The sequence below is a fragment of the Actinocorallia sp. B10E7 genome (assembly GCF_039871655.1).
Taxonomy (GTDB): Bacteria; Actinomycetota; Actinomycetes; order Streptosporangiales; family Streptosporangiaceae; genus Actinocorallia.
The window spans coordinates 463,422-486,777 of record NZ_JBDPLZ010000003.1 but is presented as its reverse complement, the minus strand read 5'-3'; the positions used below and the strand labels follow the sequence as shown (position 1 = coordinate 486,777).

At 70.5% G+C, this 23,356-nt stretch carries 24 protein-coding genes; 13 read left to right on the top strand and 11 right to left on the bottom strand.

Translation table 11 applies throughout. The features are described from left to right. Positions 1-101: 101 nt before the first annotated feature. On the top strand, positions 102-1,343 hold the full coding sequence (locus ABGB12_RS12205; RefSeq protein WP_347677069.1) for a glycosyltransferase 87 family protein: 1,242 nt from the start codon (positions 102-104) through the stop codon (positions 1,341-1,343). On the opposite strand, the gene ABGB12_RS12200 is transcribed toward ABGB12_RS12205, so the two are convergent. The 3 genes from ABGB12_RS12200 to ABGB12_RS12190 form a co-directional block, all read right to left on the bottom strand. Beyond that, positions 1,265-1,777 carry a hypothetical protein gene (locus ABGB12_RS12200; RefSeq protein WP_347677067.1) on the bottom strand — a complete coding sequence of 171 codons (513 nt, stop codon included), beginning with the start codon at positions 1,775-1,777 and terminating at the stop codon, positions 1,265-1,267. The genes ABGB12_RS12205 and ABGB12_RS12200 overlap by 79 nt on opposite strands. Before the next feature lie 157 nt (positions 1,778-1,934). Further along, positions 1,935-2,723: a class I SAM-dependent methyltransferase gene (locus ABGB12_RS12195; protein ID WP_347677065.1), complete on the bottom strand. Its 789-nt coding sequence runs from the start codon at positions 2,721-2,723 to the stop codon at positions 1,935-1,937. Continuing rightward, positions 2,713-4,089, bottom strand: a complete 1,377-nt coding sequence (locus ABGB12_RS12190) for an FAD-dependent oxidoreductase (protein ID WP_347677063.1) — start codon at positions 4,087-4,089, stop codon at positions 2,713-2,715. Before ABGB12_RS12190 ends, ABGB12_RS12195 begins: the two co-directional genes overlap by 11 nt. Before the next feature lie 168 nt (positions 4,090-4,257). Here ABGB12_RS12190 and ABGB12_RS12185 point away from each other — a divergent pair, with 168 nt between their 5' ends. Both ABGB12_RS12185 and ABGB12_RS12180 read left to right on the top strand, forming a co-directional pair. Beyond that, positions 4,258-5,781, top strand: a complete 1,524-nt coding sequence (locus ABGB12_RS12185) for a radical SAM protein (protein WP_347677061.1) — start codon at positions 4,258-4,260, stop codon at positions 5,779-5,781. Continuing rightward, positions 5,778-6,569 carry a class I SAM-dependent methyltransferase gene (locus tag ABGB12_RS12180; protein WP_347677059.1) on the top strand — a complete coding sequence of 264 codons (792 nt, stop codon included), beginning with the start codon at positions 5,778-5,780 and terminating at the stop codon, positions 6,567-6,569. Before ABGB12_RS12185 ends, ABGB12_RS12180 begins: the two co-directional genes overlap by 4 nt. Before the next feature lie 16 nt (positions 6,570-6,585). Here the strand turns inward: ABGB12_RS12180 and ABGB12_RS12175 are convergent, their stop codons facing one another. Further along, on the bottom strand, positions 6,586-6,960 hold the full coding sequence (locus ABGB12_RS12175; RefSeq protein ID WP_347677057.1) for a hypothetical protein: 375 nt from the start codon (positions 6,958-6,960) through the stop codon (positions 6,586-6,588). Continuing rightward, on the bottom strand, positions 6,957-7,316 hold the full coding sequence (locus ABGB12_RS12170; protein ID WP_347677055.1) for a DUF427 domain-containing protein: 360 nt from the start codon (positions 7,314-7,316) through the stop codon (positions 6,957-6,959). Before ABGB12_RS12170 ends, ABGB12_RS12175 begins: the two co-directional genes overlap by 4 nt. 69 nt (positions 7,317-7,385) lie before the next feature. On the opposite strand from ABGB12_RS12170, the gene ABGB12_RS12165 reads away from it, so the two are divergent. Then, positions 7,386-8,114: a Crp/Fnr family transcriptional regulator gene (locus tag ABGB12_RS12165; protein ID WP_347677053.1), complete on the top strand. Its 729-nt coding sequence runs from the start codon at positions 7,386-7,388 to the stop codon at positions 8,112-8,114. A gap of 66 nt (positions 8,115-8,180) precedes the next feature. On the opposite strand, the gene ABGB12_RS12160 is transcribed toward ABGB12_RS12165, so the two are convergent. Beyond that, positions 8,181-8,735, bottom strand: a complete 555-nt coding sequence (locus tag ABGB12_RS12160) for a GNAT family N-acetyltransferase (RefSeq protein ID WP_347677051.1) — start codon at positions 8,733-8,735, stop codon at positions 8,181-8,183. Positions 8,736-8,891: 156 nt separating this feature from the next. On the opposite strand from ABGB12_RS12160, the gene ABGB12_RS12155 reads away from it, so the two are divergent. Next, positions 8,892-9,722: an MBL fold metallo-hydrolase gene (locus ABGB12_RS12155; protein WP_347677049.1), complete on the top strand. Its 831-nt coding sequence runs from the start codon at positions 8,892-8,894 to the stop codon at positions 9,720-9,722. An 82-nt stretch (positions 9,723-9,804) separates the two neighbouring features. After that, positions 9,805-10,779, top strand: a complete 975-nt coding sequence (locus ABGB12_RS12150) for a TIGR03557 family F420-dependent LLM class oxidoreductase (RefSeq protein ID WP_347677047.1) — start codon at positions 9,805-9,807, stop codon at positions 10,777-10,779. A 115-nt stretch (positions 10,780-10,894) separates the two neighbouring features. On the opposite strand, the gene ABGB12_RS12145 is transcribed toward ABGB12_RS12150, so the two are convergent. Then, positions 10,895-11,458, bottom strand: a complete 564-nt coding sequence (locus ABGB12_RS12145) for a TetR/AcrR family transcriptional regulator (RefSeq protein WP_347677045.1) — start codon at positions 11,456-11,458, stop codon at positions 10,895-10,897. Positions 11,459-11,536: 78 nt separating this feature from the next. Here ABGB12_RS12145 and ABGB12_RS12140 point away from each other — a divergent pair, with 78 nt between their 5' ends. The 4 genes from ABGB12_RS12140 (at position 11,537) to ABGB12_RS12125 (ending at position 14,106) form a co-directional block, all read left to right on the top strand. After that, complete coding sequence (locus ABGB12_RS12140) at positions 11,537-12,106, top strand: hypothetical protein (protein ID WP_347677043.1); 570 nt, start codon at positions 11,537-11,539, stop codon at positions 12,104-12,106. Between the two features lie 37 nt (positions 12,107-12,143). After that, positions 12,144-12,941: an SDR family oxidoreductase gene (locus ABGB12_RS12135; RefSeq protein WP_347677041.1), complete on the top strand. Its 798-nt coding sequence runs from the start codon at positions 12,144-12,146 to the stop codon at positions 12,939-12,941. Positions 12,942-13,126: 185 nt separating this feature from the next. After that, a complete protein-coding gene (locus ABGB12_RS12130) occupies positions 13,127-13,423 on the top strand; it encodes a hypothetical protein (RefSeq protein WP_347677039.1) in 297 nt (98 codons plus the stop codon). 323 nt (positions 13,424-13,746) lie between these two features. Beyond that, complete coding sequence (locus ABGB12_RS12125) at positions 13,747-14,106, top strand: hypothetical protein (protein ID WP_347677037.1); 360 nt, start codon at positions 13,747-13,749, stop codon at positions 14,104-14,106. A gap of 106 nt (positions 14,107-14,212) precedes the next feature. Here ABGB12_RS12125 and ABGB12_RS12120 read toward each other — a convergent pair whose 3' ends face one another. Beyond that, a complete protein-coding gene (locus tag ABGB12_RS12120; RefSeq protein ID WP_347677035.1) occupies positions 14,213-14,821 on the bottom strand; it encodes a TetR/AcrR family transcriptional regulator in 609 nt (202 codons plus the stop codon). Positions 14,822-14,940: 119 nt separating this feature from the next. On the opposite strand from ABGB12_RS12120, the gene ABGB12_RS12115 reads away from it, so the two are divergent. Further along, positions 14,941-16,008, top strand: a complete 1,068-nt coding sequence (locus tag ABGB12_RS12115; RefSeq protein WP_347677033.1) for a hypothetical protein — start codon at positions 14,941-14,943, stop codon at positions 16,006-16,008. 19 nt (positions 16,009-16,027) lie between these two features. Here the strand turns inward: ABGB12_RS12115 and ABGB12_RS12110 are convergent, their stop codons facing one another. The 3 genes from ABGB12_RS12110 to ABGB12_RS12100 are packed head-to-tail and all read right to left on the bottom strand — an operon-like array spanning position 16,028 to position 18,659. After that, complete coding sequence (locus ABGB12_RS12110) at positions 16,028-17,281, bottom strand: RNA polymerase sigma factor (protein ID WP_347677031.1); 1,254 nt, start codon at positions 17,279-17,281, stop codon at positions 16,028-16,030. A 5-nt stretch (positions 17,282-17,286) separates the two neighbouring features. Continuing rightward, positions 17,287-17,637 (bottom strand): YciI family protein, encoded by a 351-nt coding sequence (locus ABGB12_RS12105; RefSeq protein ID WP_347677029.1) that lies wholly within the window; start codon positions 17,635-17,637, stop codon positions 17,287-17,289. Then, on the bottom strand, positions 17,634-18,659 hold the full coding sequence (locus ABGB12_RS12100) for an EamA family transporter (protein WP_347677027.1): 1,026 nt from the start codon (positions 18,657-18,659) through the stop codon (positions 17,634-17,636). The genes ABGB12_RS12105 and ABGB12_RS12100 overlap by 4 nt, the downstream gene beginning before the upstream one ends. Before the next feature lie 298 nt (positions 18,660-18,957). On the opposite strand from ABGB12_RS12100, the gene ABGB12_RS12095 reads away from it, so the two are divergent. Together ABGB12_RS12095 and fdhF are read left to right on the top strand one after the other, a co-directional pair. Next, the gene (locus ABGB12_RS12095) at positions 18,958-20,664 is read left to right on the top strand and encodes an NADH-ubiquinone oxidoreductase-F iron-sulfur binding region domain-containing protein (RefSeq protein ID WP_347677026.1); all 1,707 of its coding nucleotides are present in this window, start codon (positions 18,958-18,960) and stop codon (positions 20,662-20,664) included. Then, positions 20,661-23,348, top strand: coding sequence for a formate dehydrogenase subunit alpha (fdhF, locus tag ABGB12_RS12090; protein WP_347677024.1), 2,688 nt, complete (start codon positions 20,661-20,663; stop codon positions 23,346-23,348). The genes ABGB12_RS12095 and fdhF overlap by 4 nt, the downstream gene beginning before the upstream one ends. The last annotated feature ends 8 nt before the right edge of the window (positions 23,349-23,356 follow it).

Here is a 23,356-nt window from a genome sequence, read left to right as displayed (position 1 = left end):
CCTGAAAGGTGCCTTTCGCGACACCGTTCTGACCCGTCCTGGTTCTTCGAGCGACGGAAAGCGGTGCCGTGAAACACCGGATGACGCATGCCCTTTATTGGTTGCCGGCCATCGAGATCGTGGGAATCGTGGTCTTCTCCGCCGCGTACCGTTCCCTGGACCACTACATCTACTGGCTGGGCGGCCAGGCGGTGACGGACGGGACCAGCCTCTACAGCGAACGGCACTCCGGTCTCTGGTTCACCAACACGCCCTTCATGGCCGTGCTGTTCGCCCCCATGGCCGCTTTGCCGCTGACCGCGGCCCGGATGGTGTGGCAACTGGCTTCGGTCGCGGCGTTCGCCTGGGCGTGCGTTTCCGCGCTGAGGCTGGCCGGACGCCGTCCGACCAGATCGGCGGTCGCCGCGGCGGTGGCGCTGGGGCTGCTGCTCGAACCGGTATGGCACTCGCTGTTCCTCGGACAGGTCAACCTGTTCCTGCTGGCCTTGGTCCTGGCCGACGTCCAGCGCGTCTCCACGGGCCGCCGAGCAGGAATCGGGATCGGGATCGCGGCGGCGGTCAAGCTCACGCCGGCCGTTTTCATCGTCCTGCTTCTGGCGGCCGGACGCGTCAGAGCGGCGATGACGGCCGCGGGCACCTTCGTCCTGTGCACCGCCACCGCCCACCTCATCACCCCGGACGCCTCGAGGCTGTACTGGCTGCACACCTTCTACGACACCTCGCGTGTGGGCGTCCCCTACATCAGCAACCAGTCGCCCTACGGGGCCCTCGCCCGGATCCTCGGCGGCGTCGACCACATCGGCGCCTGGTACCAGGCGGTCCCGGTCGTGTTCGGAATCCTGGGCCTGACGCTGGCCGCCCTCTGGGCCCGCCGAGGCGACTGGCTGGCAGCGGCGGCGGTGACCGGTGTGACCGGCCTCCTCATGTCCCCGATCTCCTGGAGCCACCACTGGGTGTGGGCCGTACCTGCGCTCGCAGTGCTCGTCCGCACCGGCGACCGAGCCCTCGCCCTAGGTGGTTTCCTCCTGTTCCTCCTGACTCCGCCGTGGTGGACCCCGCACGACGGCGGACCTGACGAATACGGATTCCACGGCGTGCTGACGGCCGCCGCCAACGCCTACCTGCTGGCAGCCCTGGCCTTCCTCCTCTTCATGGCCGCCCTCCTGCGCCCCCGTGCCTCGTCGTCTGCTCATCCAGCCGTACAGCACCACGAAACGGCGGAGAAGGCGGCCATGGAGGCAGCGTTCTCCGCCGCACGTCGCCGTCAGCGCATCCCGGCCGGAGCCGTCGTCTCGGTGCTGATCGAGACGAAGCCCTCGTCGCGGCGGCGGCCCGAGCCGTAGAAGAAGAACGACAGCAGGGTGCCGAACACGATGTGGGCGAGCAGCTCGAACGGCTGGTTGGCGTCCTGGAACACGGTGAACACGACCGGTGCGAGGACCAGGAAGTTCACCACGTACAGGGCGGCTCCGTACAGGGTGCCCGCCAGGGCGACGGTCCCGTTGGTGCGCAGGTACGGCACGAGCAACGCGAACCCGACGCCGAACGCGACCGAAAGGATCATGTGAACGACCAGGCCGAGCGGGACGCTGGTGGTTCCCTCCTGCATCGACTGGGCGCCCTTGACGATCGTGGAGATCATCCGGAGCGGCATCTCGGCTTTGCCGTCGGGCATGGTGGTGGCGAACCACATGGTCGCCCCGGCGAACACCATGCCGGACGCGATCCCGCCGACGGCTCCGCGGATCAGGCGGGCGGGCAGCGCTTCAGCGGTCATCATCGGTCTCCCTCGTTTCGGATCTGATCGACGCCCGCGTGGACGGGATCGGACGGTGTCCGATCCCGTCATCCCTGCTCTGCGGGCTTCTTCCGTCGAATCCAGTAGACGGGGTCGGCCGTCTCTTCAGGGAGGCAATGTCAGGGGGCTGACACTGTCAGTCGCCGACTCGCCGCGCGATGATGCGGCGGATCGGAATCGGCACCTCGGCTCCCACCCGGGCCAGCCCTCCCAGGTAGTGGCGGACCCGGCGGCGGCGGGACGGCGGCAGGCCCGGCAGGTACAGGGAGTCGGCCAGGGCCGCGGCGTCGTCGGGCGAGCCCGGCCGGTACCCGAAGCGGCGCCGTTCGTCGCCGTCCGGCCTCAGGCCGCTCTCGGCGAGCAGTTCCGGCAACCGGGCCACCGCCTCATCGCCCGGATAACGCAACCCGGCACCGACAGCGCCCAGCAGACCGGCCACCACCCACAGATCCCGCCACTTCAGCGGCCCCCGGTCCGGGACGGTGGCGACGAGCACGCCGCCTGGCGCCAGCACCCTGGCGATCTCCGCCAGGACCGGGGCGAGAGGTTCGAACAGCATCAGCGCCATCGAGCAGACCACCACGTCGAAGCCGCCGTCGGCCAGGGGAAGCGCTGATGCGTCCGCGCGGACGAGCGGCCAGGCGCCCGTCCGCCGGGCCGCGACGAGTTCCCCCGCCGAGGAGTCCACTCCCAGATAGCCGCGGCCACGCAGAGCGGGCCACAGCGGTGCGCTCCCGCACGCGAGATCGAGTACCCGTCCCGTAGGCGGTACCGCCTCCAGCAGCCAGTCGTAGGGATCGATCCCGCGGGACCTGCTGTGACGCAGCACCCGTTCGGTGATCCCGGCGTGCTCATTGTGGAATCCGGCCAGGTAGCGCCGCCACGACGGGCCGACCGGGTTCATGCCGCGCCCGTCACGGGACATCCCCGTCTGCGGCGGGGTGGGCGGTGCGGTGGCCGTAGACCCCGAAGAACTGGGCGGCGGCCTGCTGGATCGCGGTCGACCAGGTCGGGTAGGCGTGGACGGTCTGGGCGAGCCGTCCGGTGAACATGCCGGTGCGGATCGCCAGCGCGCCTTCGTGGATCATCTCGCCCGCGCGTGCGGCGACGATCGTCGCTCCGAGGAGACGGCCGCCGCCGAGCCCGCCGAGCAGTGGCCGCGGCCCCGCGATGAGCTTGACGAACCCGTCGGTGGCCCCCGCGGTGATCGCCCGGTCCACCTCGTCCATCGGCAGGTACGCCACCCGTGCGCCCTTCGAGGCGGCGGCCTGCCGTTCGGTCAGCCCGACCTGGGCGACTTCCGGGTCGGTGAAGACCACCCGGGGGATGCCCTTCGTGGTGAAGGACTCCTTGCGGCGCCCGCCCAGCGCGTTGGACGCGGCGATGCGTCCCATCGCGTAGGCGGCGTGGGTGAACGGCAGCAGTCCCGTGACGTCCCCGGCCGCGTACACGCCGGGCATGCCGGTCTCCAGGCGGCCGTCCACCACGAGGTGGCCGCGCTCGTCGACGGGCAGCCCCGTGAGCCCGCCGGTGGAGGGGGTTCGGCCGCCGGCCACCAGCAGCCGCTCGGCTTCGGCCGGAGCTCCCCGCTCGAATTCGAGTCGCACCCTGCCGGACGTCGCTTTGACCGCCGTCACTCTGCCGCCGGTGCGGACGGTGATGGATTCGCGGGCGAAGGCGTCCTCGATGATCCGGGACGCCTCGGGGTCCTCGCCGGGCAGCAGCCGGTCCCGGGCCTCGATCAGGGTGACCCGCACCCCGAGGCGGGCGAACGCCTGGGCCAACTCGCAGCCGATCGCGCCGCCTCCGAGCACGGCCAGCGAGGAGGGCGCCCCGGTCAGGTCGAAGACGTTCTCGCTCGTCAGGTACGGCGTCTCGGCCAGCCCGGGGATCGGCGGCACGGCGGGCCGGGCACCCGTGGCGATCACGATTCCGGCGGCCTCGATCCGGCGTCCGCCGACCTGGATCCGGCCGGGACCGCTCAGCTCGGCGCGGCCTGCGAGCGTCTGGATGCCTTCGTCCGCCAGCGCGCGAGGGCTTTCGGTCGCGGCGATCCGGGCGACCGCCGCGCGGACCGCCGCCATGGCCTCGCCGAAACCGGCCCGGCGGGCCGCGTGCTCGATCAGCGTCTTAGACGGCACGCAACCGGTGAACGTGCAGTCCCCGCCGATCGGCCCGTCCGACACCAGCAGTGTCCGCGCGCCCCGGGACACCCCGGTGCGCGCGGCGGCGAGCCCGGCGGCGCCGCCGCCGACAACCACCAGGTCATGACGTCCCGTATCCGGTTTCATCTCGGTCTCCGCTCCGTCCCGTTCCCCGCGGCCGCGTCCCCTCCCATGAGATCACCGGCGGTGCGGCGTCTCCCCGAAGACAGTCAGCATGCTGACAGTTCTCTCGACCGAAGGGTTCCCGCTCTCCACGATGGGGGCAGGAGAGAACACAGGTGAAGGGTGTGGTGCATGGATCGCGATGAGGTGTTCGTCGAGTACACCAAGTCGATCTGCCCGGTGTGCAAGGTCGTGGTGGACGCGCAGGTGAACCTGCGTGGCGGCAAGGTCTACCTGCGCAAACGCTGCGGAGAGCACGGGGAGTTCGAGGCGCTCGTGTACGGCGACGCCGACGCGTACATGGGCTCGTCCCGGTTCAACAAGCCGGGCACGCTGCCGTTGGAGTTCCAGACCGAGGTGAAGGACGGCTGCCCGCTGGACTGCGGGCTGTGCCCGGAGCACAAGCAGCACGCCTGTCTCGGGCTCATCGAAGTGAATTCGAACTGCAACCTGGACTGCCCGATCTGCTTCGCCGACTCCGGACACCAGCCGGACGGGTTCGCCATCACGCTCGAGCAGTGCGAGACCATGCTGGACGCCTACGTCGCCGCCGAAGGGGCGCCGGAGGTGGTGATGTTCTCCGGCGGGGAGCCCAGCATCCATCCGAAGATCCTCGATTTCATCGCCGCCGCCCGCAAGCGGCCGATCCGCAACGTGCTGCTCAACACCAACGGCATCCGCCTGGCCACCGACCGCACGTTCGCGCCCCGGCTCGCCGAGCACGAGGTGACGATCTACCTGCAGTTCGACGGGTTCGACGAGACCACCCACCGGCGGATCCGCGGCCGGGACCTGCGCGAGATCAAGCAACGCGCGCTGGACAACTGCGCGGCGGCCGGGCTGAAGGTCATGCTCGCCGCCGCGATCGAGAAGGACCTGAACGAACACGAGGTCGGCGCGATCGTCGCGCACGGCATCGCCCACCCGGCGGTCGGCGGGGTGGTGTTCCAGCCCGTCACCCACGCCGGACGGCATCTGGAGTTCGACCCGCTGACCCGGCTCACCAACTCCGACGTGATCGCGCTGCTGTGCGACCAGCGACCCGGATGGTTCACCCCCTCGGACTTCTTCCCGGTCCCGTGCTGCTTCCCCACCTGCCGGTCCATCACCTACGCGATCACCGACGGCGACGACGTCGTGCCCGTGACCCGGCTGCTGGATCCCGCGGAATACCTGGACTACGTCTCCAACCGCGCCCTTCCCGACCCGGAGATCCGCACCGCGCTGGAGAAGTTGTGGAGCGCCTCGGCCGTCCCCGGCTCGGCCGCCGTCAACGCGAGCCTGGAGGCACTGGACTGCGAGTCCTGCGGGGTCGACCTGCCACCGGACCTCCCGGAGCTGTCCGGCAAGGCGTTCATGATCGTGATGCAGGACTTCCAGGACCCCTACACGTTGAACGTCCGGCAGCTGATGAAGTGCTGCGTCGAGCAGATCACCCCGGACGGCAGGCTCATCCCGTTCTGCGCCTACAACTCCGTCGGCTACCGAGAGCAGGTCCGCGCTCAGCTCACCGGCGTCCCCGTCGCCGACACCGTCCCCAATGCCACACCCCTCCTGCCGCTCCTGGAGAGCTCGCCCCATGGCTCCAAAATCGCCAGGAACGCAGCGCAGAAAGAGGACAGAGACGCCACCAACACGGGAAAGCGCCTGTCATGACCGCACCGGAGAACGTCAAGAGCTGCTGTACCGCCCTCTACCAGCACAACGCCGTCGCGCTGCTCCTGGGTGACTCCTACCACCCGGGCGGCAAGGCGTTGACGCGACGTCTGGCCGACCGGCTCGAACTCGGCCCGCGCCACCAGGTCCTGGACCTGGCCTGTGGACCCGGCGGCACCGCGCTGCTGCTGGCCCGCGAGCACGGCGTCCACGTCGACGGGGTGGACCTCGGCCCCGCCAACGTCGCCAAGGCCCAGGCGGCGGCCGAGGCCGCCGGTCTCGCCGACCGGGTCCGCTTCCACCTCGGCGACGCCGAACGGCTCCCGTTCGACGACGGCCTCTTCGACGCCGTGATCTGCGAATGTGCGTTCTGCACCTTCCCCGACAAACCCACCGCCGCCGCCGAGATCGCCCGGGTGTTGCGTCCAGGCGGCAGGGTCGGCCTCACCGACGTCACCCTCGACCCGGCCGAACTCGACGAACGGCTGGTCGGCCTCGCGGGGTGGGTCGCCTGCATCGCCGACGCCCGGCCCACCGCCGAATACACCGAGATCCTCGACGGGGCAGGGCTGCGCACGACGGTCGCCGAACAGCACGACGAGGCCCTCGCCGGCATGATCGACCTCATCGAGGCCCGGCTCAGGGCGCTGCGCATCACCCGGCCCGCCGCCCTCGACGGCGTCGACGTCCCCACCGTGCTGGAGATGACCGCCCTCGCCCGGCGAGCGGTCCGAGAGCAGAGCGCCGGCTACTGCCTTCTCATCGCCGAGAAGCAGCAGCCGGCCTGACCCGCCCGCGGACCGGCTACACGGCGAGGGTTCCGAGCCAGGTCGTCACCGCGTACAGCACCGCGTAAGTCCCGACCGCCACTGCGGCCGCGGCCAGCAGCCGCCACCTCGCCCGCCTGACCCCGCCGACCGAGCACAGGCCGCGGCGCCGCAACGCCCACCACCCCAAGCCGACGAGCACGGCGACCCCGCCGAGACGGAACCACCATGCGTAATCGCCATAAAGATCATTCGCCCACGCGTACGCCGTGCCGGCGCTCACCACTCCGAGCAGCGCCAGCACCGTCGGCCCCACACAGCACAGGATTCCGACCAGGCCTGAGACGATCCCGATCCGCCACGCCGGCAGCTCGTCCGACCGTGTCCGCCGCCGGACCGGCGTCCCGCTCACCGGCCGTCTCCCAGCAGACCGCGCAGTCGGGCCATCATCCCCGGCCGCTCGGCTCCCGGTGCGTCCTCGGCCCTCTCCACCCGGACGCCGTGCCAGAACGCCACCCGCCCCTTGATCTGCGCGGCGGCCCGGCTCGGCTCCGGGTAGTACCACGCCGCGTCCCGGTTCACCTGCCCGTCGACCACCACATCGAAGTACCGCGCCCGGCCCTTCCACGGACACACGCTCGTCGTGGCGCTCTCGACGAAGAACTCCCGGTTCAGCGACTCGACCGGAAAATAGTGGTTGCCCTCCAGCCGGAGCGTCTTCTCGCTCTCGGCCAGCACCTGCCCTCGCCACACGGCTCTGATCGTCATGTCCCCAGTGAACTCCTCCTCAGCCGGGGCCACCGGACACAATGTCAGCAAGGTGACACCATCTGAGTCATGGACCTGTCCAAACTGCCCGGCATCGACCAAGCAGCCCGCCTTCTCGGCGGGCCTGCGCACGACGCCCAGATCCGTGAGGCCGCCTGGATCGCCCGCTGCGTCGGCCGCGGCGAAGCCGCCCCTCTCACCCCCGAGGACCTCGCAACCCTGGCCCAGGTCCTCCGCACCCGTACCTACCCGCCCGGCACCAGGATCTTTCCCTCCGGGCAGATCCCCGACCACGTGTGGATCCTGCGGCACGGCCGCATCGAGCTATCGGTGGGCTCCGGCACCCGCCGCACCGTCATCGGCATCCTGCGCCCCGGCGACGTCGACGGCGACATCCAGCACCTGCTCGCCATGCCCCTTCCGTACACCGCCCGCGCCCTCGACGAGACCACCTGCCTCATCCTCGACAGCGCCGACTTCGAACGCGTCCTCGCCACCCGCCCCCACATCGCCCGCCGCTGGCTGTCCAGCATCGCCATGCGCCTGGCCACCAGCCAGCACCGCATCCTCAACCTTCTCGGCCGCACCCTCACCCAGCAGACCGCCCGACTACTCCTCGACGAGGCCATCGACGGCCAGGTCCCCCTCCCGCAAAGCACCCTCGCCGCCATGCTCGGCGTCCGGCGCCCCTCCCTCAACAAGATCCTCAAGGAGCTCGAACGCGACGGCGTCATCACCATCCGCTATGCCGCCATAGAGATCACCGCACCCGAGACCCTCGCCGACCGAACCGGATGAGATCCGCCGCCCCTTTTCCCTGCGGTGCCCGACTGAGCCTCGTACCGGGCCAGGGCGTCGCGCCGATCAGTCGAGGGGCTTGGTGAGGACGATGAACTCCAGATCGGGGCGACGGGGAACACCGAAGCGCTCATCCCCGTAGGGGAAAGGACGGCTCTCACCGGTTCGGCGGTAGCCGCGGCGCTCGTACCAGGCGATGAGTTCGGCGCGGACGGAGATGACCGTCATCTGCATCTCACGGACGCCCCAGAAGGCACGGGCCTCGCGCTCGGCCAAGGCCAGGACATGACGCCCCAGGCCGGAGCCCTGCAGTGAGGGGCGGACCGCGAACATCCCGAAATAGGCGATCTCGCCCCGTCGCTCCAGCTGGCAGCAGGCTGTCGTCACACCGTCCCGCTCGACCAGCAGCACCCTGCTGTCCTCGGCCTCGATGATCTCCAGTACGGCCGCCGTGTCGGTCCGCTGCCCGTCGAGCAGGTCGGCCTCGGTCGTCCAGCCCGTCCGGCTGGCATCCCCGCGATAGGCGGACTCCACCAGCGCGACCACCGCGGGCGCGTCCCCGGGGACCGCCTCCCGCAAACCGACCTCCACCGCCGTCAGCGTCTCTTCGCCGGACCCCACCTGGCGTCACTTCCTTCCCTTGATCTCCGTCCACCATACGGCTGAGCCTTCAGCCGTCGGAGAGGAGGCGGGCCGAGATGGCACTCTGCCAGGTGGAGCGCATGACCGCCAGGTCAGGGGGTAATCAGCAGAAAGGGGGAATTCAAGGGGGAATTCATGTCCGGGGACGCCGCCACGCTGACCTTCGTCGGAAACGCCACGACGGTCATCCGGTACGGGCCTTTCACGCTGCTCACCGACCCGAACTTCATCAGACGAGGGCAGCGCGCTTATCTGGGGTACGGATTGAGCAGCAGGCGGCTGAAGGATCCGGCCATCTCCGTGGAGGACCTCCCCGAGCTCGACGGCGTGATCCTCTCCCATCTGCACGGCGACCACTGGGACAGCGTGGCCGAACGCCATCTGGACCGGCGGCTGCCCGTCCTGACGACCCCGGCCGCCTCCCGCACCCTGCGCGGCCGGGGTTTCCGGCAGGCCGAGGGGTTGCGGACCTGGGGGTCGCAGACCCTCACCAAGCAGGACCACCAGATCCGCGTCACCGCCATGCCCGGTCGGCACGCGCCAGGGGCGATGCGCCGGCTGCTGCCGCCCGTCATGGGGTCCCTGCTGGAGTTCGGGCCGCGTGGCGGCGATCCGGAGCTGCGCGTTTACATCAGCGGCGACACCCTCATGTACGGCGAGCTCGCCGAGATCCACCGGCGCCACCCGCACATCGACGCCGGGATCGTCCACCTGGGCGGGACCCGGCTGCTCGGCCTGCTCACCGTCACCATGGACGGTGAGCAGGGCGCGCGGTGGCTGGAGACGGTCGGCTGCGCCACCGTCGTCCCCGTCCATTACGACGACTACACGGTGTTCAAGTCGCCCTTGTCGGACTTCGAGAAGGAGCTGGGCCGCCGCGGCCTGCACGGCAGGCTCCGGCGTGTCGAGCGCGGCGGGACCCATCTGATCACCCGGCAGCAGGCGGTCCGCGGAGTCCGCGGCTGAGGGTTTGCCGGAGCCGGTGTTCGGGTCGTGGCGAACAGGGCAGAAGGACCAAAAGGGACAAAATGCGATCACGGGGGCGTAGATGCGGATCGGGTACAAGCTCATGGCGGAGGAGTTCGGGCCCAAGGAGCTGGTGCGACAGGCGGTGAAGGCCGAGGAGGCCGGATTCGACTTCGTCGAGATCAGCGACCACTACCACCCGTGGCTGCACGACCAGGGGCACTCGCCGTTCGCCTGGTCGGTGCTGGGCGCCATCGCCGCGAAGACCGAGCGGATCGCTCTGGCGACCGGGGTGACCTGTCCGACCGTCCGCTACCACCCGGCGATCATCGCGCAGGCCGCGGCGACGCTGGCGCTGCTGTCCGACGGGCGCTTCACCCTGGGGATCGGCTCGGGGGAGCGGTTGAACGAGCACGTCGTCGGGCCGGGCTTCCCGCAGTCGGTGCAGGACCGCCACGAGATGCTGCGGGAGGCATTGGAGATCATCCGGCTGCTGTGGCAGGGCGGCTACCGCTCCTACCAGGGCAAGTACCTGCAGCTCGAGGACGCCCGGGTGTTCGACCTGCCCGAGGAGCTCCCCCCGATCGCGGTGGCCGCGGGCGGGGCTCGGGCGGCCAGGCTCGCCGCCGAGTTCGGAGACGGGATGTTCTCCACCGAGCCCAAGGAGAAGCTCGTCAAGGAGTTCCGCGAAGCCGGGGGTGACGGACCGCTCTTCGCCGAGGTCCCCATGGCCTGGGCACCCGACGAGCACACCGCCGCGCGGTCGGCGTGGGAGAGCTCCCGCTGGGCGCTGACCGGATGGAAGGTGATGAGCGAGCTGCCCAACCCGGCCAACTTCGAAGCGGCCAGCACCACCGTGCGCGAGGAGGACATCCTGGAGAAGTTCGCCTGCGGCCCCGACCCGTCCAGGTACCTCGAGGTCACCCAGCCGTTCGTCGACGCCGGGTTCGACCACCTGGTGATGCAGAACGCCGGTCCCGACCCTGACGGATTCATGGACTTCTACCGCTCCGAACTCGACGGACGGCTGAGAGAACTCACACCCCAACCCGCCTGATCTGCCGGTCGAAGGGCCGACACCGCCGACACCGCCGCGAGCTGGGCCGTGGCATCACGAGAGGAGCCAGTGTGACAGGTAATTGAGATTCTGTGTCGTAGAGCGCCGCTGCCGGTCAGCCTGACCCTGTTCGGGTGGCGGCGGTGAGGCTGTGGACGAGCAGGTCGATGACCGCCCGCTTGCCCGCCTCGTCGCGTTGGTGGGTGAGGAGGCCTTCGATGACGAAGGTGCCGATCGCGGTCATGGCGGCGAGGTCGGTCTCGGCGGCGCCGGCCGTGCGGAGGCCGTCGACGAACAGGGTGTCGGCCAGCTGGTGGAATCCGGCGTGCCATGTGTCGATGGCGGGGGAGACCGGGGCGCGGGTGTGCACGGTGTTGACGAGCCCGTGCAGCCGTTCCAGCTGGTCGACCACCCACAGCAGCCGATCGTTCAGCGGCAGGCCGTCGATCTCCGCGTAGGTGGCGAGCGCCTCGGCCAGCAGGCGGTCCAGGACGGCGATGAGCAGCTCGTCCTTGTCACGGAAATACCAGTAGATCGTGTTGACGGTGACGCCTGCGCTCTTGGCGATCTGCCCCATGGACGCCGACTCATAGCCGTCGTCGACGAACAGGCGCTGCGCGGCGGCGATGATCTCCTCGCGCTTCTCCTCGCGATCCTGCGGGCGTCGGTTCCTGGGCACCCCTCCACTCTATCTTGAACACCGCTCAAGAAGGCGCTACGTTTCTTGAGGACCATTCAAGAGATGAGGTGGGTTCCTTTGGAGACCGAGAGCGCGGCCGCTGAGCTGCGCCGGCTGGACACCAGCGGCCTGCTGACCCTGTTCACCACTCTGGATGCCCCCGCGATCGGCGAGATGAACGGCGAGTACACCGCCGCTCTGCTGGCCCAGCCCAACCTGTTCGCCGTGGTGACCGGAAAAGCGGCCGTGGAGAACCCGCTCGGGACGTGGCTGTGCAAGGGCTTCCGGCCCGTCGATGAGGACGGCGGGCGCGGCTACAACACCTTCGACCAGTTCGGCCGGGTCCGGCAGCGGTATCCGATGCGCACGCTCCTGGCCCCGTCCCGCTACGACGGTGCTCCGGCCTACACGCTCTTGTACCGCGCTTACGTCTCGATGTGCGGGATGATCCACATGGTGGATGAGGTACGGCGTGCCGCACCCGGCGTCTACCTGGGCATGGGCACCTGGGGATTCACCGACGCTCAGCGCCGCGTCCCCCGGCCCTTCCTGCTGACCGGCCCGGTCGGCCCCTACCGGGGCGACGTCGGTAACGCCCGGTCCGCCTTCACGCCCGGCCCGCGCGAGCTGCCCGGCCCGCCCGCCTAACCCCCACCTTGCCTGCCCCGCCCGAACGAAGGACCTCATGACCACATCCCCCCGCACCGCGCTGATCACCGGCGCGTCCGCCGGCATCGGCGCGACGTTCGCCCGCCACCTGGCCGCCCGCGGCTACCAGCTGCTCCTGGTCGCCCGCCGCGCCGACCGGCTCCAGGACCTCGCCGCGCAGCTGACCGAACGGCACGGTGGGCGCTACGAAGTGTTCGCCGCCGACCTCACCGACCCCGCCACCCCGGCGGCGATCCTCGCCTACGCCGACCAGCAGGGCCTGGAGATCGACGTCCTGATCAACAATGCCGGACTGTCGGGAAAGACCGCGTTCGCCGACACTCCCTGGGACACCCTGGCCGGAGAGATCCAGCTGATGGTGACCGCCCAGACCGAGCTGGCCCACCTGGTCATCCCCGGCATGAAGAAACGCCGCTGGGGCCGCATCGTCAACCTGTCCTCGGTCGCCGCGTTCGCCCCGCCCGCCGCCAGCCTGCTCTACACCGGCATCAAGTCCTACGTCCTCAACACCTCCCAAGCCCTCGACATGGAACTCAAACCGCACGGCATCCACGTCACCGCCCTGTGCCCCGGCTTCACCCACACCGAATTCCACGACGTCATGGGCACCCGCGACAAGGCCAACCACCTGCCCCGCATCCTGTGGCAGCACCCCGAGGCCGTCGTCACCGAAGGCTGGACCGCCGTCATGAAGGGCAAACCCGTGTGCGTCCCCGGCCTCGTCAACAAGATCTCCGCCGTCGCCATGAAGCCCCTGCCCATCCGCCTGGGCTACCTCGCCGGAAAGACCCTCAACCCCTTCAAGAACAGCTGAACCCTCACCTCGGGTTTCAGCGACGATCTGGCCCGCCCGCGCCTGGTCGGCCACGAGGTCGACCACCTGTACGGGCGCCTCTGCACCGCCCGGACGCGCGACATGACTCAGTCCTCTTCGTCGTCGGTGGCGTCGGGATCTCGTAGTTCACGGATCCGCCCTTTGAAGGGAGCGTCTGGCGGCTCATGCGCCAGGACGAGCTGGTCGGTGAGATCACCATCGAGTCGGTGGATCGGCCCTGGCTCAACGGGCGCTTCGCGGCGGGGCCTGGGTTTCCCGAATTGAGCCCGTTGTTCGCTCAAGAACTGGAACTTCTTGATCGAATCGATGATGACTACGAGGTCTGGGAAGCGGTCTATGAGCAGATCACCGGGGCTGTGGAGCTGGTCGCGCCGCATGGGCTGGTAGCGGAGTTCCTGCTTCACATCCAGGACGATCAGGTGTGGTTCCGCTGGAGCGACGAGCCCTTCGCCGAGGAGTAGAGGGAAGATCAGTTCGTCGTTCCGTGGTCGCCAGGAGCGTAACGGTTCCAGTGATGTTGCCCCAGTTTCACGGAGACCGGGAGAAACCGTGGGAATGGACGACCGGCGTTGTCTTCATGTAGCGCTCGGCTGGAGTGATGCGCACCGAGCCGCCTTGCCATCCACCGGGCAGGCCCGTCCAGGACATCAGTTCTACCTGCGGTTCCCACGGTTTGTCCCGGTCTCCGTCTACTGGGCGATGACCGACAACCTCTCCCGCCAAATCACCCGCACCACCACGCCCACCTGGAGAGCCCCCGCCCGTCCTCGTGGGACTTGGCCGCATGACCAGCCCGCTGCTGCCCCAAGCGCTGCTGCGGCAGCTGGACGAGCGCACCCGCACCGCACGGGCCGAGGTCGACCGGCTCGAGGAGGCCATCGCCGACCTCGCTGGCCGGCTGCAGGAGGCCCGGCAGCTCCTGACGCGGCTGGAGGCCACCCGCCAGACCCTCACCGAGCTCGACGAGCAGACCCCGCCGGAGGCAGCCGCCGACCTTCCGGCCGTCTACCAGCAGATCCCGGCCATCCTCGCCGGCACTTCCGAGGGCTTGCGCACCAAAGACGTCTGCCGTGCTCTCGGCCTGCCCGATGAGCCCGAGCACACCGAAGGCACCCGAGCCAAACTCAAACGCCTCGTCGGCTGAGGCCTCGCCAACCGGGATTCTTCGCCCCGAACAGCACCAATGGCACGCAACACAACTCTCACCAACACAACAGCCCGTACCGGCATAAACACCTGCATAACACCCTCTAAGGGCTGCTCGGCTCGGGCCGGAGGAATCGGTGCAGGATGAGGTGAAGGGTGGTGAGCTGCTCGGCCGGCTTGAACGTCGGGTCGGTGGCCGCGCTGGTGTAGAGCGAGGCGATCAGGGCCTGGATCCAGGTCGCGGTGTCGTTCGGATCCAGGCCGGGGTCGATCTGGCCGGCGTCGGTGGCTTTTGACAGCAACGCGGCGATCGCGGCGTGCTCCACGGCGTTGTCGCGGCTCAGCGCCGCCTCGACCTCGGGGTCTCGGTAGGCCTGGACCATCGCCTCCATCACCAGCGGAGGAACGATCGGCTCCGTCGCGGGGGCGGCGAGGAGGTCGACCACCTCGAGCAGGGCCGCCCACGGGTCGTCGCCGGACCGCGCCTGTGCCAGGCGTTCGGCCTTGTCGTCCCCGTCGTCCTCGAACACGGCGAGGAAGATGGCCCGCTTGTTGGGGAAGTAGTGGAACAGGTTGCCCGCGCTCGTGCCCGCGGCCCTGCAGATCTCGGCGGTCGTGGTGCGCTCGAAGCCCTTGGCCGCGAACAGCTCGGCCGCGGCGTTCACGATGTGCCGCCGACGGGCCTGGTGTTTGGCCGGGTCGACCGTTCTCATCATGTCCTTCCTGGCTGGATCCTCATGGGCCGACACCACTTTATCGGTCCCGGGCCTAATAATAGACCGAGCACTCGGTTTATGATGGAGTCCCTCCCTCCGGTACGAAGAGGAACACCATGGACACCGGCCGAACCGTTCTGGGACCGTCACTGAGGCGCGGACTCGCGCCCGCGCTGGGACTGCTGGTGCTGTCCCCGATCTGCGCCGAGTACCTCATCGGCTATCTCGAAATCATGAGCCGACCGCTGGAGCTGCTGGTCGGACTGCTCTTCCTCGCTCCGCTCTACGGCACGGTCGCGGTGATGATCCGCGAGGCGGTTCGGCGGACCGGTCGCGGATGGCCGTCGATCCTGCTGCTGGGCGCGGCGTTCGGCCTGATCCAGGCCGGGCTGATCGACCAGAGCCTGTTCAACCCCGCCTTCATCGACGATCCCTTCTGGGACCAGGAACGGCTGCCCACCCTCATTCCAGGCCTGGGTATCAGCGCCAACCACGCGCTGACCTTCATCGCGGGCCACGCGATCTGGAGCTTCGCCGCGCCGATCGCCGTGGTCGAGTCCTGCGTTCCGCGGATCGCCGACCGGCCGTGGCTGGGCAAGGTCGGCACGAGCGTGATGGTCGCGCTGTACGCCTTGGCGGTCCTGGTGTTCTTCCACGAGCACACCGAGCACTTCATGGCCACCCCGGCCCAGCTCGGCACCACCGCCGCACTCGCCCTCGTCCTGATCGTGGCGGCCTTCGCGATTCCGCGCCGCCGCGTGCGACGTCCCGGACGGGTACCGGCAGCATGGCGGGTCGGAGTCCTCGGCACGGTCCTGCTGACCGCCTATCACCTGCTGCCCGCGACCTGGCCGGGGATCGCTTTGAAGGCAGCGACGCTGTTTCTGTCCGGTGGCCTGCTGGTGTGGTGGTCCGCTCGAGCGCGGTGGGGGCGGGACCACGTGTTGGCCGTCGGGGGCGCCGCCCTCGTGGCCAACGCGAGTCTCTCCTTCCTCGTCCAGCCTTTGGGCGAGGTCTCCTACCCCGCCAAGTACGCCGCCAACGCCGCTCTGATGCTGGGCGTGCTGGCGCTCCTCGCCTGGGCCCGGCGCCGGCTGCTCAGCGCCGGACACGGAGCCTCAGGAGAGGAAACCCGAGAGGCTGCCCACCGGCAGGAGGATGAGAATCTTCCGCCCCGGCTGTAGCTCCCAGCGGGTCGGGCGTTCAGGACTCGACTTCGTGGAGTCTGCGCCGCAGGTAGGCGCGTTCGGGTTCGGTGCCGGCGAGTTCCAGCGCGCGGCGGTAGGCGGCCGCGGCCTCCGGCAGGCGGCCGAGGCGGTGCAGCAGTTCCCCGCGTGCGGCCGGATAGGGATGGTGGGTGCGCAGCCGCTCGTCGCCGGCGAGTTCATCGAGCAGCGTCAGGCCCGCTTCCGGTCCGTCGCGCATGGCCACCGCCACGGCGCGGTTGAGCGCGACGACGGGGGACGGGGTGAGTGCGAGCAGCACGTCGTAGAGCGCCACGATCTGCGGCCAGTCGGTGGCGGCGAGGTCCGGTGCCTCGTCGTGCAGCGCGGCGATCGCGGCCTGCACTCCGTACGGGCCGGGCGGGCCGCCGGCCAGCGCCGGCGGCACCAGGGCGAGCCCTTCCTCGATCATGGTCCGGTCCCATCGGGTGCGGTCCTGGTCCTCGAGCAGCACCAGGCCGCCGTCCGGACCGGTGCGGGCGGCACGCCGCGCGTGGACGAGGAGCATCAGGGCCAGCAGGCCGGTGACCTCACGTTCGGCGGGCAGCAGCCGGCGCAGGACCCGCGCCAGCCGGATGGCCTCCTCCGCCAGGCCGGGCCGCTGCAACCGGGTGCCGGAACTGGCCGCGTACCCCTCCGTGAAGATCGAATAGAGGACCTGCAGCACGCCGGGCAGACGTCCGGGCAGTTCGTCGGGACCGGGCACCCGGAACGGGATCCGGGCCTCGCGGATCTTTCTCTTGGCCCGCACGATCCGCTGGGCCATCGTCGTCGGTGGGACGAGATGGGCCCGCGCGACCTCCGGCGTGGTCAGCCCGGCCAGGCAGCGCAGGATCAGCGCCCCGCGCGCCTCGGCCGGGAGAGCGGGGTGCGCGCAGGTGAAGAACAGCTGCAGCCGCTCGTCGGGGAGCTCGCCGACGGCGTCCGCGGACGGGACGGGGCCGGCCCGTTCCGCGTCCGCCTGCAGGACGGCGAGCCGGGCGGCGTACGCCCGGTCCCGCCGCAGCCGGTCGACCGCCTTGCGCCGGGCCGTCGTCAGCAGCCACGCCCCGGGCCTGGAGGGCACCCCGTCCAGGGGCCAGCGCACCAGCGCCGCCTCGATCGCCTCGGAGGCCACCTCCTCGGCCAGGTCGAGGTCACCGAAGCGGCTGACGAGGGAGGCGAGCAGAAGCCCGTGCTCCTCCCGGAACACCGCCTCCACGGCCAGGTCAACGGCGGTCGACCGTTCCCGCATCGCCGTCAGGCCCCGAAGTCGGCGACCGGCCGCACCACGACCGCCCCGCCACCGCGCGAACCTGGGCATCGGGCCGCCCAGTCCAGTGCGGCGTCCAGGTCCGGGACGTCGATGACGTAGAAGCCGCCGAGCACCTCACGGGTCTCCGCGAACGGTCCGTCGGTGACCGTGCGCTCCCCGTCGGGGCCCACCCGGACCGTCGTGGCGGTGACCAGGTCCGCCAGCGACTCCGACGAGACGAGGATCCCCGCGTCCCGCACGGTCTTGTCGTAGGCGATCCAGTCCTCGACGCTGCACCCCTCGGCCCCGCCGTTCTCGTCGACCGCACCACTGTTGATGAGCAGCATGTACTTCACTGTCGGGCTCCTTCACGCCTCGTGTCCGCGGCGGCCGTCCGCCGCACACCCTGACGACGAACGGGACACGGCCGCATCGACATCCTTCCGCGATTTCTCTGGTCGGGCCCGTCCTCCACGACGATGGCGGCCGGACGGCGGGGGCGGGTGGGAGTGGTGAGGAGGACGAGGGCCAGGGCGAGGACGACCAGGCCGGACCAGGAGAGAAGGGGCAGCTGTTCGCCGAGGACGGCCACTCCCAGCAGCGCGGCCACGGCGGGTTCGGCCAGTGTCAGGGTGGTGGCGGTCTGCGCGGAGGTGCGGCGCAGGCCGTGGCCGAAGAGGCGGTAGGCCACGAAGGTGGTGAAGAACGCCAGGTGCAGGGCCACGGCCGTGCCGCGCCAGGTGAGGAGCCAATGCGTGTCGGTGGACAGCAGCACCGGCAGGACGAGCAAGGCCGCGCCGCCGAACATCGCGCCCAGCACCGATCCGGAGGCGTGGCCGTGTGCGATGAGTCTTCCGCTGATGAGGGCGTAGACGGCGTAGGAGAGTCCCGCCAGAGCCGCCAGGAGGACACCGGCGGTGTCCAGGGGGGCCGCGCCGTCGGTGAGTTCGGGCCCCAGGACCAGTGCGGCGCAGCCGAGCACGGCTCCAGCGGTGGCGCACAGCCAACGGGTCGCGGGACGGCTCCGTCCGATGATCCAGGCCAGCAGCCCGGTGAAGACCGGGGCGCTGCCCAGCGCGATCACAGTGGCCACGGCCACGCCGGTGCGCGCCACGGCCGGGTAGAAGGTGACCGGATATCCGGCCACCGCGATGGCCCCCAGCAGGAGCAGCCACCGTTCGGCTCCGGTGCACGCGGCGTGCAGCGTACGGGCGCCGCGTGTGGACAGGAACAGCAGCAGCCCGCCGAACGCCAGGCCTGCCGAGCCGATGGCCGCCGCCGGAGCTCCGGAGGGGGCGAGGGAACTGGCGGTGCCGGTGGTGCCCCACAACACCGAGGCGATGAGGATGGGCGCCGCCCCAGAGATCTGATTCTGCACAGTCGTGAACTTCCGTCGTCGATATCCGAAAGGAATTGATCGAGGACGAGCGCACGACGGACGGGCCCGCGGACGTGATCGCGGGCGAGAGATCAGGCTTTCAGCGTGCGCTCGTTCAGAGGCGCACGGGCGGCGGCAGGACGCCGTTCAGGTGGAAGTTCACCCGTCGATCGTACAGAACATCCCTCTCCGGGGTGGGCGCTCCACGGGACGGTCCCACCCTTCCGCGCTTGATATTCACCAATTGATGGTTTTGTTCGCTGGTTGAGCAGGGAGGCGGCTGGGAAGGCAGGGGGCTATGACCGTCCCTCGCGAGGGTTTCGTCGAGTGGGCCGTCCGGTTCGGAGAGGGCGGGCTCGGGACGCTCGACGCTCTGCGCGCGCGGGCGGGTGGAGGCCCGGTGCGGGCCGAAGACGTGCGCCGGGTCGCGGGCTCGCTGAACCGCCCGGTGGCCGCGGTGGCGGGTGCCGCCTCGTTCTACGCGGACTTCGCCCATGGGGAGACCCGGGAACGGCACATCCGTGTATGCGAGGGGACTTCATGTTTTGCCGCCACGGGTGGCCGGCACGTCGAGCGGCTGGACGAGCTTCTGGCGGCGGCCCCGGAGGGGGCCTTCTCTCTGCGGCGAGTGCACTGCCTGGGCTTCTGCTACGCCTCACCGACCGCCCTGGACGGCGAGCTGCCCCGGACGGGAGAAGACCTGGGCGGGCTGCTGACGCCCCCGCCGGGCGCCGCCCTGCCCCGCCCGGAGACACTGCCGGACAGCGCGCCCCCCGTGCCGTTCCACGTCGATGCCCGGCGGCCGGTGACCCTGGCGGGCCTGGCCGGCGGAGAACCGCCATGGACGGCCTGGCCCACAGCCGTGGCGGACGGAGCCCGAGCCCGCGAACGGGTGATCGACGAGGTGGCACGAGCGGGGCTGCGCGGACGCGGAGGCGCCCGGTTCCCGGTCGCGGCCAAATGGTCGGCCGCCGCCACCGGAACGGCCCCGCGTTTCGTGGTGGCCAACGGCGACGAAGGCGATCCGGGGTCCTTCTGCGACCGGCTCCTGATGGAGCAGGACCCGCATCGGGTGCTGGAAGGACTGGCGCTGGCCGCGCTCGCGATCGGTGCCGCCCACGGGGTGGTCCTGGTCCGCTCGGAGTACCCCGGGGCCTTCGCCCGGATGAAAGCCGCGGTGCAGGAGGCACGGGAGGCAGGGCATCTGGGCCCCGACGTCCACGGCTCCGGCGTCGCCTTCGACGTCGAGATCGTCGAAGGAGCCGGCTCCTACGTCGCGGGGGAGGAAACGGCGCTGCTGCACGCGCTGGAAGGGCTGCGGGGCAGCGCGCGGAGCCGACCGCCCTACCCCGTCTTCCGAGGCCTCTTCGGGCGGCCCACCGCGGTGAACAACGTGGAGACCCTCGCCGCCGTGCCCTGGATCATGCGGCACGGCGGCGAGGCGTACGCGGACCTCGGACACGCGGAGGAAGCGGGGACCAAACTCGTCTGCCTCAACGAGCGCTTCCACCGCCCCGGCGTCTACGAGGTGGAGTTCGGAACACCGCTGACCACGATCGTCGACGAGCTGGGCGGCGGTCTGCACGACGGCACGCTGAGGGCGTTGCAGGTCGGCGGGCCGCTGGGCGGCTTCCTGGCCCCGGACGCCCTTGACACCCCCTTGCTGACCGGCGCTCTGGCGGGCCGTGGTGTCCCTTTGGGCCACGGAAGCCTCGTCGCCATCGACACCTCGATTTCGGCGCGAGCCCTGCTGCGCCACGTGTGGGCCTTCGCGGCGTCGGAGAGCTGCGGCGCCTGCGCACCGTGCCGCGTGGGTTCGCTGCGCGGATCGGAGCTGGCGGAACGGTTCGGAACGGACGATGGCCCCGAGGTCCCCGCCCTGCTGGAACGGCTGATGGACGTCATGGAGACGGCGAGCCTGTGCGCGTTCGGCCGCGGAGTTCCAGGCTCCGTTCGCAGCCTGCTGCGCGTTTACCGCGAGGAACTCGGGCTGGGGCCGAGATGACCTTGGTGCGCGTCGCGGGCCGGTGGGTCGAGGTGGCCGAGGGGACCACCGTGCTGGCGGCGGTGCGTACGGCGGGAGTGTCGCTGCCCGCGCTCTGCCAGGACGACCGCCTGTCGCCGCAGGGCTCCTGCCGGGTCTGTTTGGTGGCGGCGGTTCCGGGAGGCGTGGTCGCGGCCTGCACGACACCCGCCGTCGAAGGCATGACCGTCGACCCCTTCGACCACCGGGCCAGGGAGGCGGCACGCGGCGCGCTGGAACTGATCGTCTCCGAACTGCCGGAGCGGGCGTCGGACCTCCCCGCCGACCGCAGCGAGCTGGTACGGGCCTGCCAGGATCTCGGCGTGACCCGCAGCGCTTTCAGCGGTGCCGTCCATCACCGCGGCCTCGACCACTCGCACCCGTATGTGAAGTTCGACGGCGATCTGTGCATCGCTTGCGGACGCTGTGTGCGGATGTGCGCGGAGGTGCAGGGGACGTTCGCGCTGGAGCTCGCGGGACGGGGCTTCGAGACGTCCGTCATGGCGGGGGCCGGCGAGCCGTGGGTGTCTTCTCCCTGCGTCGGCTGCGGCGGATGCGTGGACACCTGCCCCACAGGTGCCCTTTCGGAGCCGGGCCTCCTGGATCCGAGGCCCATGGAACGGAGCGTCACGACGACGTGCGGATTCTGCGGGGTGGGCTGCGCACTGCGTGTCCATGTCCGCGATGAGGCCGTGTCCGTCGTCACCCCGGCGGACGGCCCGGTCAACCGTGGCCACGCGTGCGTGAAGGGACGTTTCTCCCACGGGTTCGCCCGGTCACCGGAACGGCTCACCAGCCCGCTGCTGCGTCGCGGCGGACGCGGATCGCCGCTGGAACCCGTCACCTGGCAGGAGGCGCTCGCCTTCACCGCGGACCGTCTGGCCGCCCTCAGGGATTCCTACGGCGGCGGCGCGATCGGTGTCATCTCCTCCGCCAGGATGACCAACGAGGAGAACTACCTCGCCCAGAAGTTCGCCCGCACCGTCCTGGGCTGCAACAACGTCGACAACTGCTCGCGGCTGTGCCACGCGCCCTCGGCGGCCGGCCTGACCGCCTCGTTCGGGCTGGCGGGCGGCACCAACCCGCTGGAGGACGTGGACCGGGCGGACTGCGTGCTCCTGGCCGGAGCCAACCCCACCGAAGCCCATCCGGTCGTCGGAGCACGCATCAAACAGCGGGTCCTGGGCGGGGCCCGGCTCGTCGTGATCGACCCGCGCCGCACCGAGCTGGCCGCGTTGGCCGACGTGCATGTGCGCAACCGGCCCGGCTCCAACGTGGCGGTCTTCAACGGGCTCGCCCGGCTCCTCATCGACGGGGGGCACACCGACGAGGAGTTCCTCGCCGCGCGGGCCTCGGGGTTCGCCGAGCTGTCGGCCGTGCTGGAGGAACATCTCCCGCAGGAGACGGCGCGGATCGCCGGAGTGCCCGTCGAGGACTTGGAGGCCGCCGCACGGTTGTACGGGCAGGCCGAGAACCCCGTGATCATCTACGGGTTGGGCGTCACCGAGCACCTCCACGGCACCGACGGGGTGCGGACCCTGGCGAACCTCGCCATCCTCAAGGGCGCGGTCGGCACCCCCGGCTGCTGCGGCGTGCTGCCGCTGCGCGGCCAGAACAACGTCCAGGGAGCCTCCGATATGGGGGCGCTCCCGGATCTCCTGCCCGGCTACCAGCAACTCGCCTCCCCGGCGGTCCGCGAGCGGTTCTCCGCCGCCTGGGGCCGTCCGGTGCCGGAAGAGACCGGGCTGCGCATTCCGCAGATGTTCGACGCCGCGGTCCGCGGTGACCTCAAGGCGCTGTACGTGATCGGCGAGGACATCGCCTCCTCCGACCCCGACACCACCCATGTCGTCGCCGCGCTGAAGGCGTGCGAGCTGGTAGTCGTCCACGACCTGTTCCTGTCGTCCACCGCCGAGCACGCCGACGTGGTGTTCCCCGCGGCTTCCTTCCTGGAGAAGGACGGCACCTTCGTCAACTTCGACCGGCGTGTGCAGCGCGTACGCTCCGCGGTGAAGCCTCCCGGCCAGGCCCGCGCCGACTTCGAGATCCTGCACCTGCTCTCGGAGCGCATGGGGGAGTCCTTGGGATGCCCGTCACCCGCGGAGGCCTTCGCCGAATGCGCCGGGCTGACGCCTCTCTTCGCGGGCATGTCCCACGACCGGCTCGACCGCGACGGCCCCCTGCACTGGCCCTGCCAGGACGCCCAGGACCCCGGCCGGGCCGTCCTCCACCTGGACCGGTTCGCCACCCCCGACGGCCGCGCGGCGCTGGCCGCCCGCCCCTACCTGCCCCCGGGGGAGTCACCGGACGGAGACTTCCCCTATGTCCTGGTCACCGGACGCCGCCTCGTCCACTACAACACCGGATCGATGACCCGCCGCACCCCAAACTCGGACCTGCTGCCGACCGAGACACTCGACATCAGCCACGCGGACGCGACCGCTCTCGGCATCGCCCAAGGCGACCTGCTGGAGGTGGCCAGCCGCCGGGCGACGATACGGCTTCCCGCCCGGATCACCGACGAGGTGAACCCGGGCGAGCTCTTCACCTCGTTCCACTTCCCCGACGCGCAGGCCAACCGCCTCACCTCCGCGTACACCGACACCTCGACGGGCTGCCCCGAGTACAAGGTCACCGCTGTGGCGGTACGCGCAGCGCGCGAATGAAGCGGATG

Coding starts and splice junctions, on each gene's coding strand:
- ABGB12_RS12200 (WP_347677067.1), bottom strand. CDS start 1,777: ATGACCGCTGAAGCGCTGCCCGCCCGCCTGATCCGCGGAGCCGTCGGC.
- ABGB12_RS12195 (WP_347677065.1), bottom strand. CDS start 2,723: ATGTCCCGTGACGGGCGCGGCATGAACCCGGTCGGCCCGTCGTGGCGG.
- ABGB12_RS12190 (WP_347677063.1), bottom strand. CDS start 4,089: ATGAAACCGGATACGGGACGTCATGACCTGGTGGTTGTCGGCGGCGGC.
- ABGB12_RS12185 (WP_347677061.1), top strand. CDS start 4,258: ATGGATCGCGATGAGGTGTTCGTCGAGTACACCAAGTCGATCTGCCCG.
- ABGB12_RS12180 (WP_347677059.1), top strand. CDS start 5,778: ATGACCGCACCGGAGAACGTCAAGAGCTGCTGTACCGCCCTCTACCAG.
- ABGB12_RS12170 (WP_347677055.1), bottom strand. CDS start 7,316: ATGACGATCAGAGCCGTGTGGCGAGGGCAGGTGCTGGCCGAGAGCGAG.
- ABGB12_RS12165 (WP_347677053.1), top strand. CDS start 7,386: ATGGACCTGTCCAAACTGCCCGGCATCGACCAAGCAGCCCGCCTTCTC.
- ABGB12_RS12155 (WP_347677049.1), top strand. CDS start 8,892: ATGTCCGGGGACGCCGCCACGCTGACCTTCGTCGGAAACGCCACGACG.
- ABGB12_RS12150 (WP_347677047.1), top strand. CDS start 9,805: ATGCGGATCGGGTACAAGCTCATGGCGGAGGAGTTCGGGCCCAAGGAG.
- ABGB12_RS12135 (WP_347677041.1), top strand. CDS start 12,144: ATGACCACATCCCCCCGCACCGCGCTGATCACCGGCGCGTCCGCCGGC.
- ABGB12_RS12130 (WP_347677039.1), top strand. CDS start 13,127: ATGCGCCAGGACGAGCTGGTCGGTGAGATCACCATCGAGTCGGTGGAT.
- ABGB12_RS12125 (WP_347677037.1), top strand. CDS start 13,747: ATGACCAGCCCGCTGCTGCCCCAAGCGCTGCTGCGGCAGCTGGACGAG.
- ABGB12_RS12120 (WP_347677035.1), bottom strand. CDS start 14,821: ATGAGAACGGTCGACCCGGCCAAACACCAGGCCCGTCGGCGGCACATC.
- ABGB12_RS12115 (WP_347677033.1), top strand. CDS start 14,941: ATGGACACCGGCCGAACCGTTCTGGGACCGTCACTGAGGCGCGGACTC.
- ABGB12_RS12110 (WP_347677031.1), bottom strand. CDS start 17,281: ATGCGGGAACGGTCGACCGCCGTTGACCTGGCCGTGGAGGCGGTGTTC.
- ABGB12_RS12095 (WP_347677026.1), top strand. CDS start 18,958: ATGACCGTCCCTCGCGAGGGTTTCGTCGAGTGGGCCGTCCGGTTCGGA.
- fdhF (WP_347677024.1), top strand. CDS start 20,661: ATGACCTTGGTGCGCGTCGCGGGCCGGTGGGTCGAGGTGGCCGAGGGG.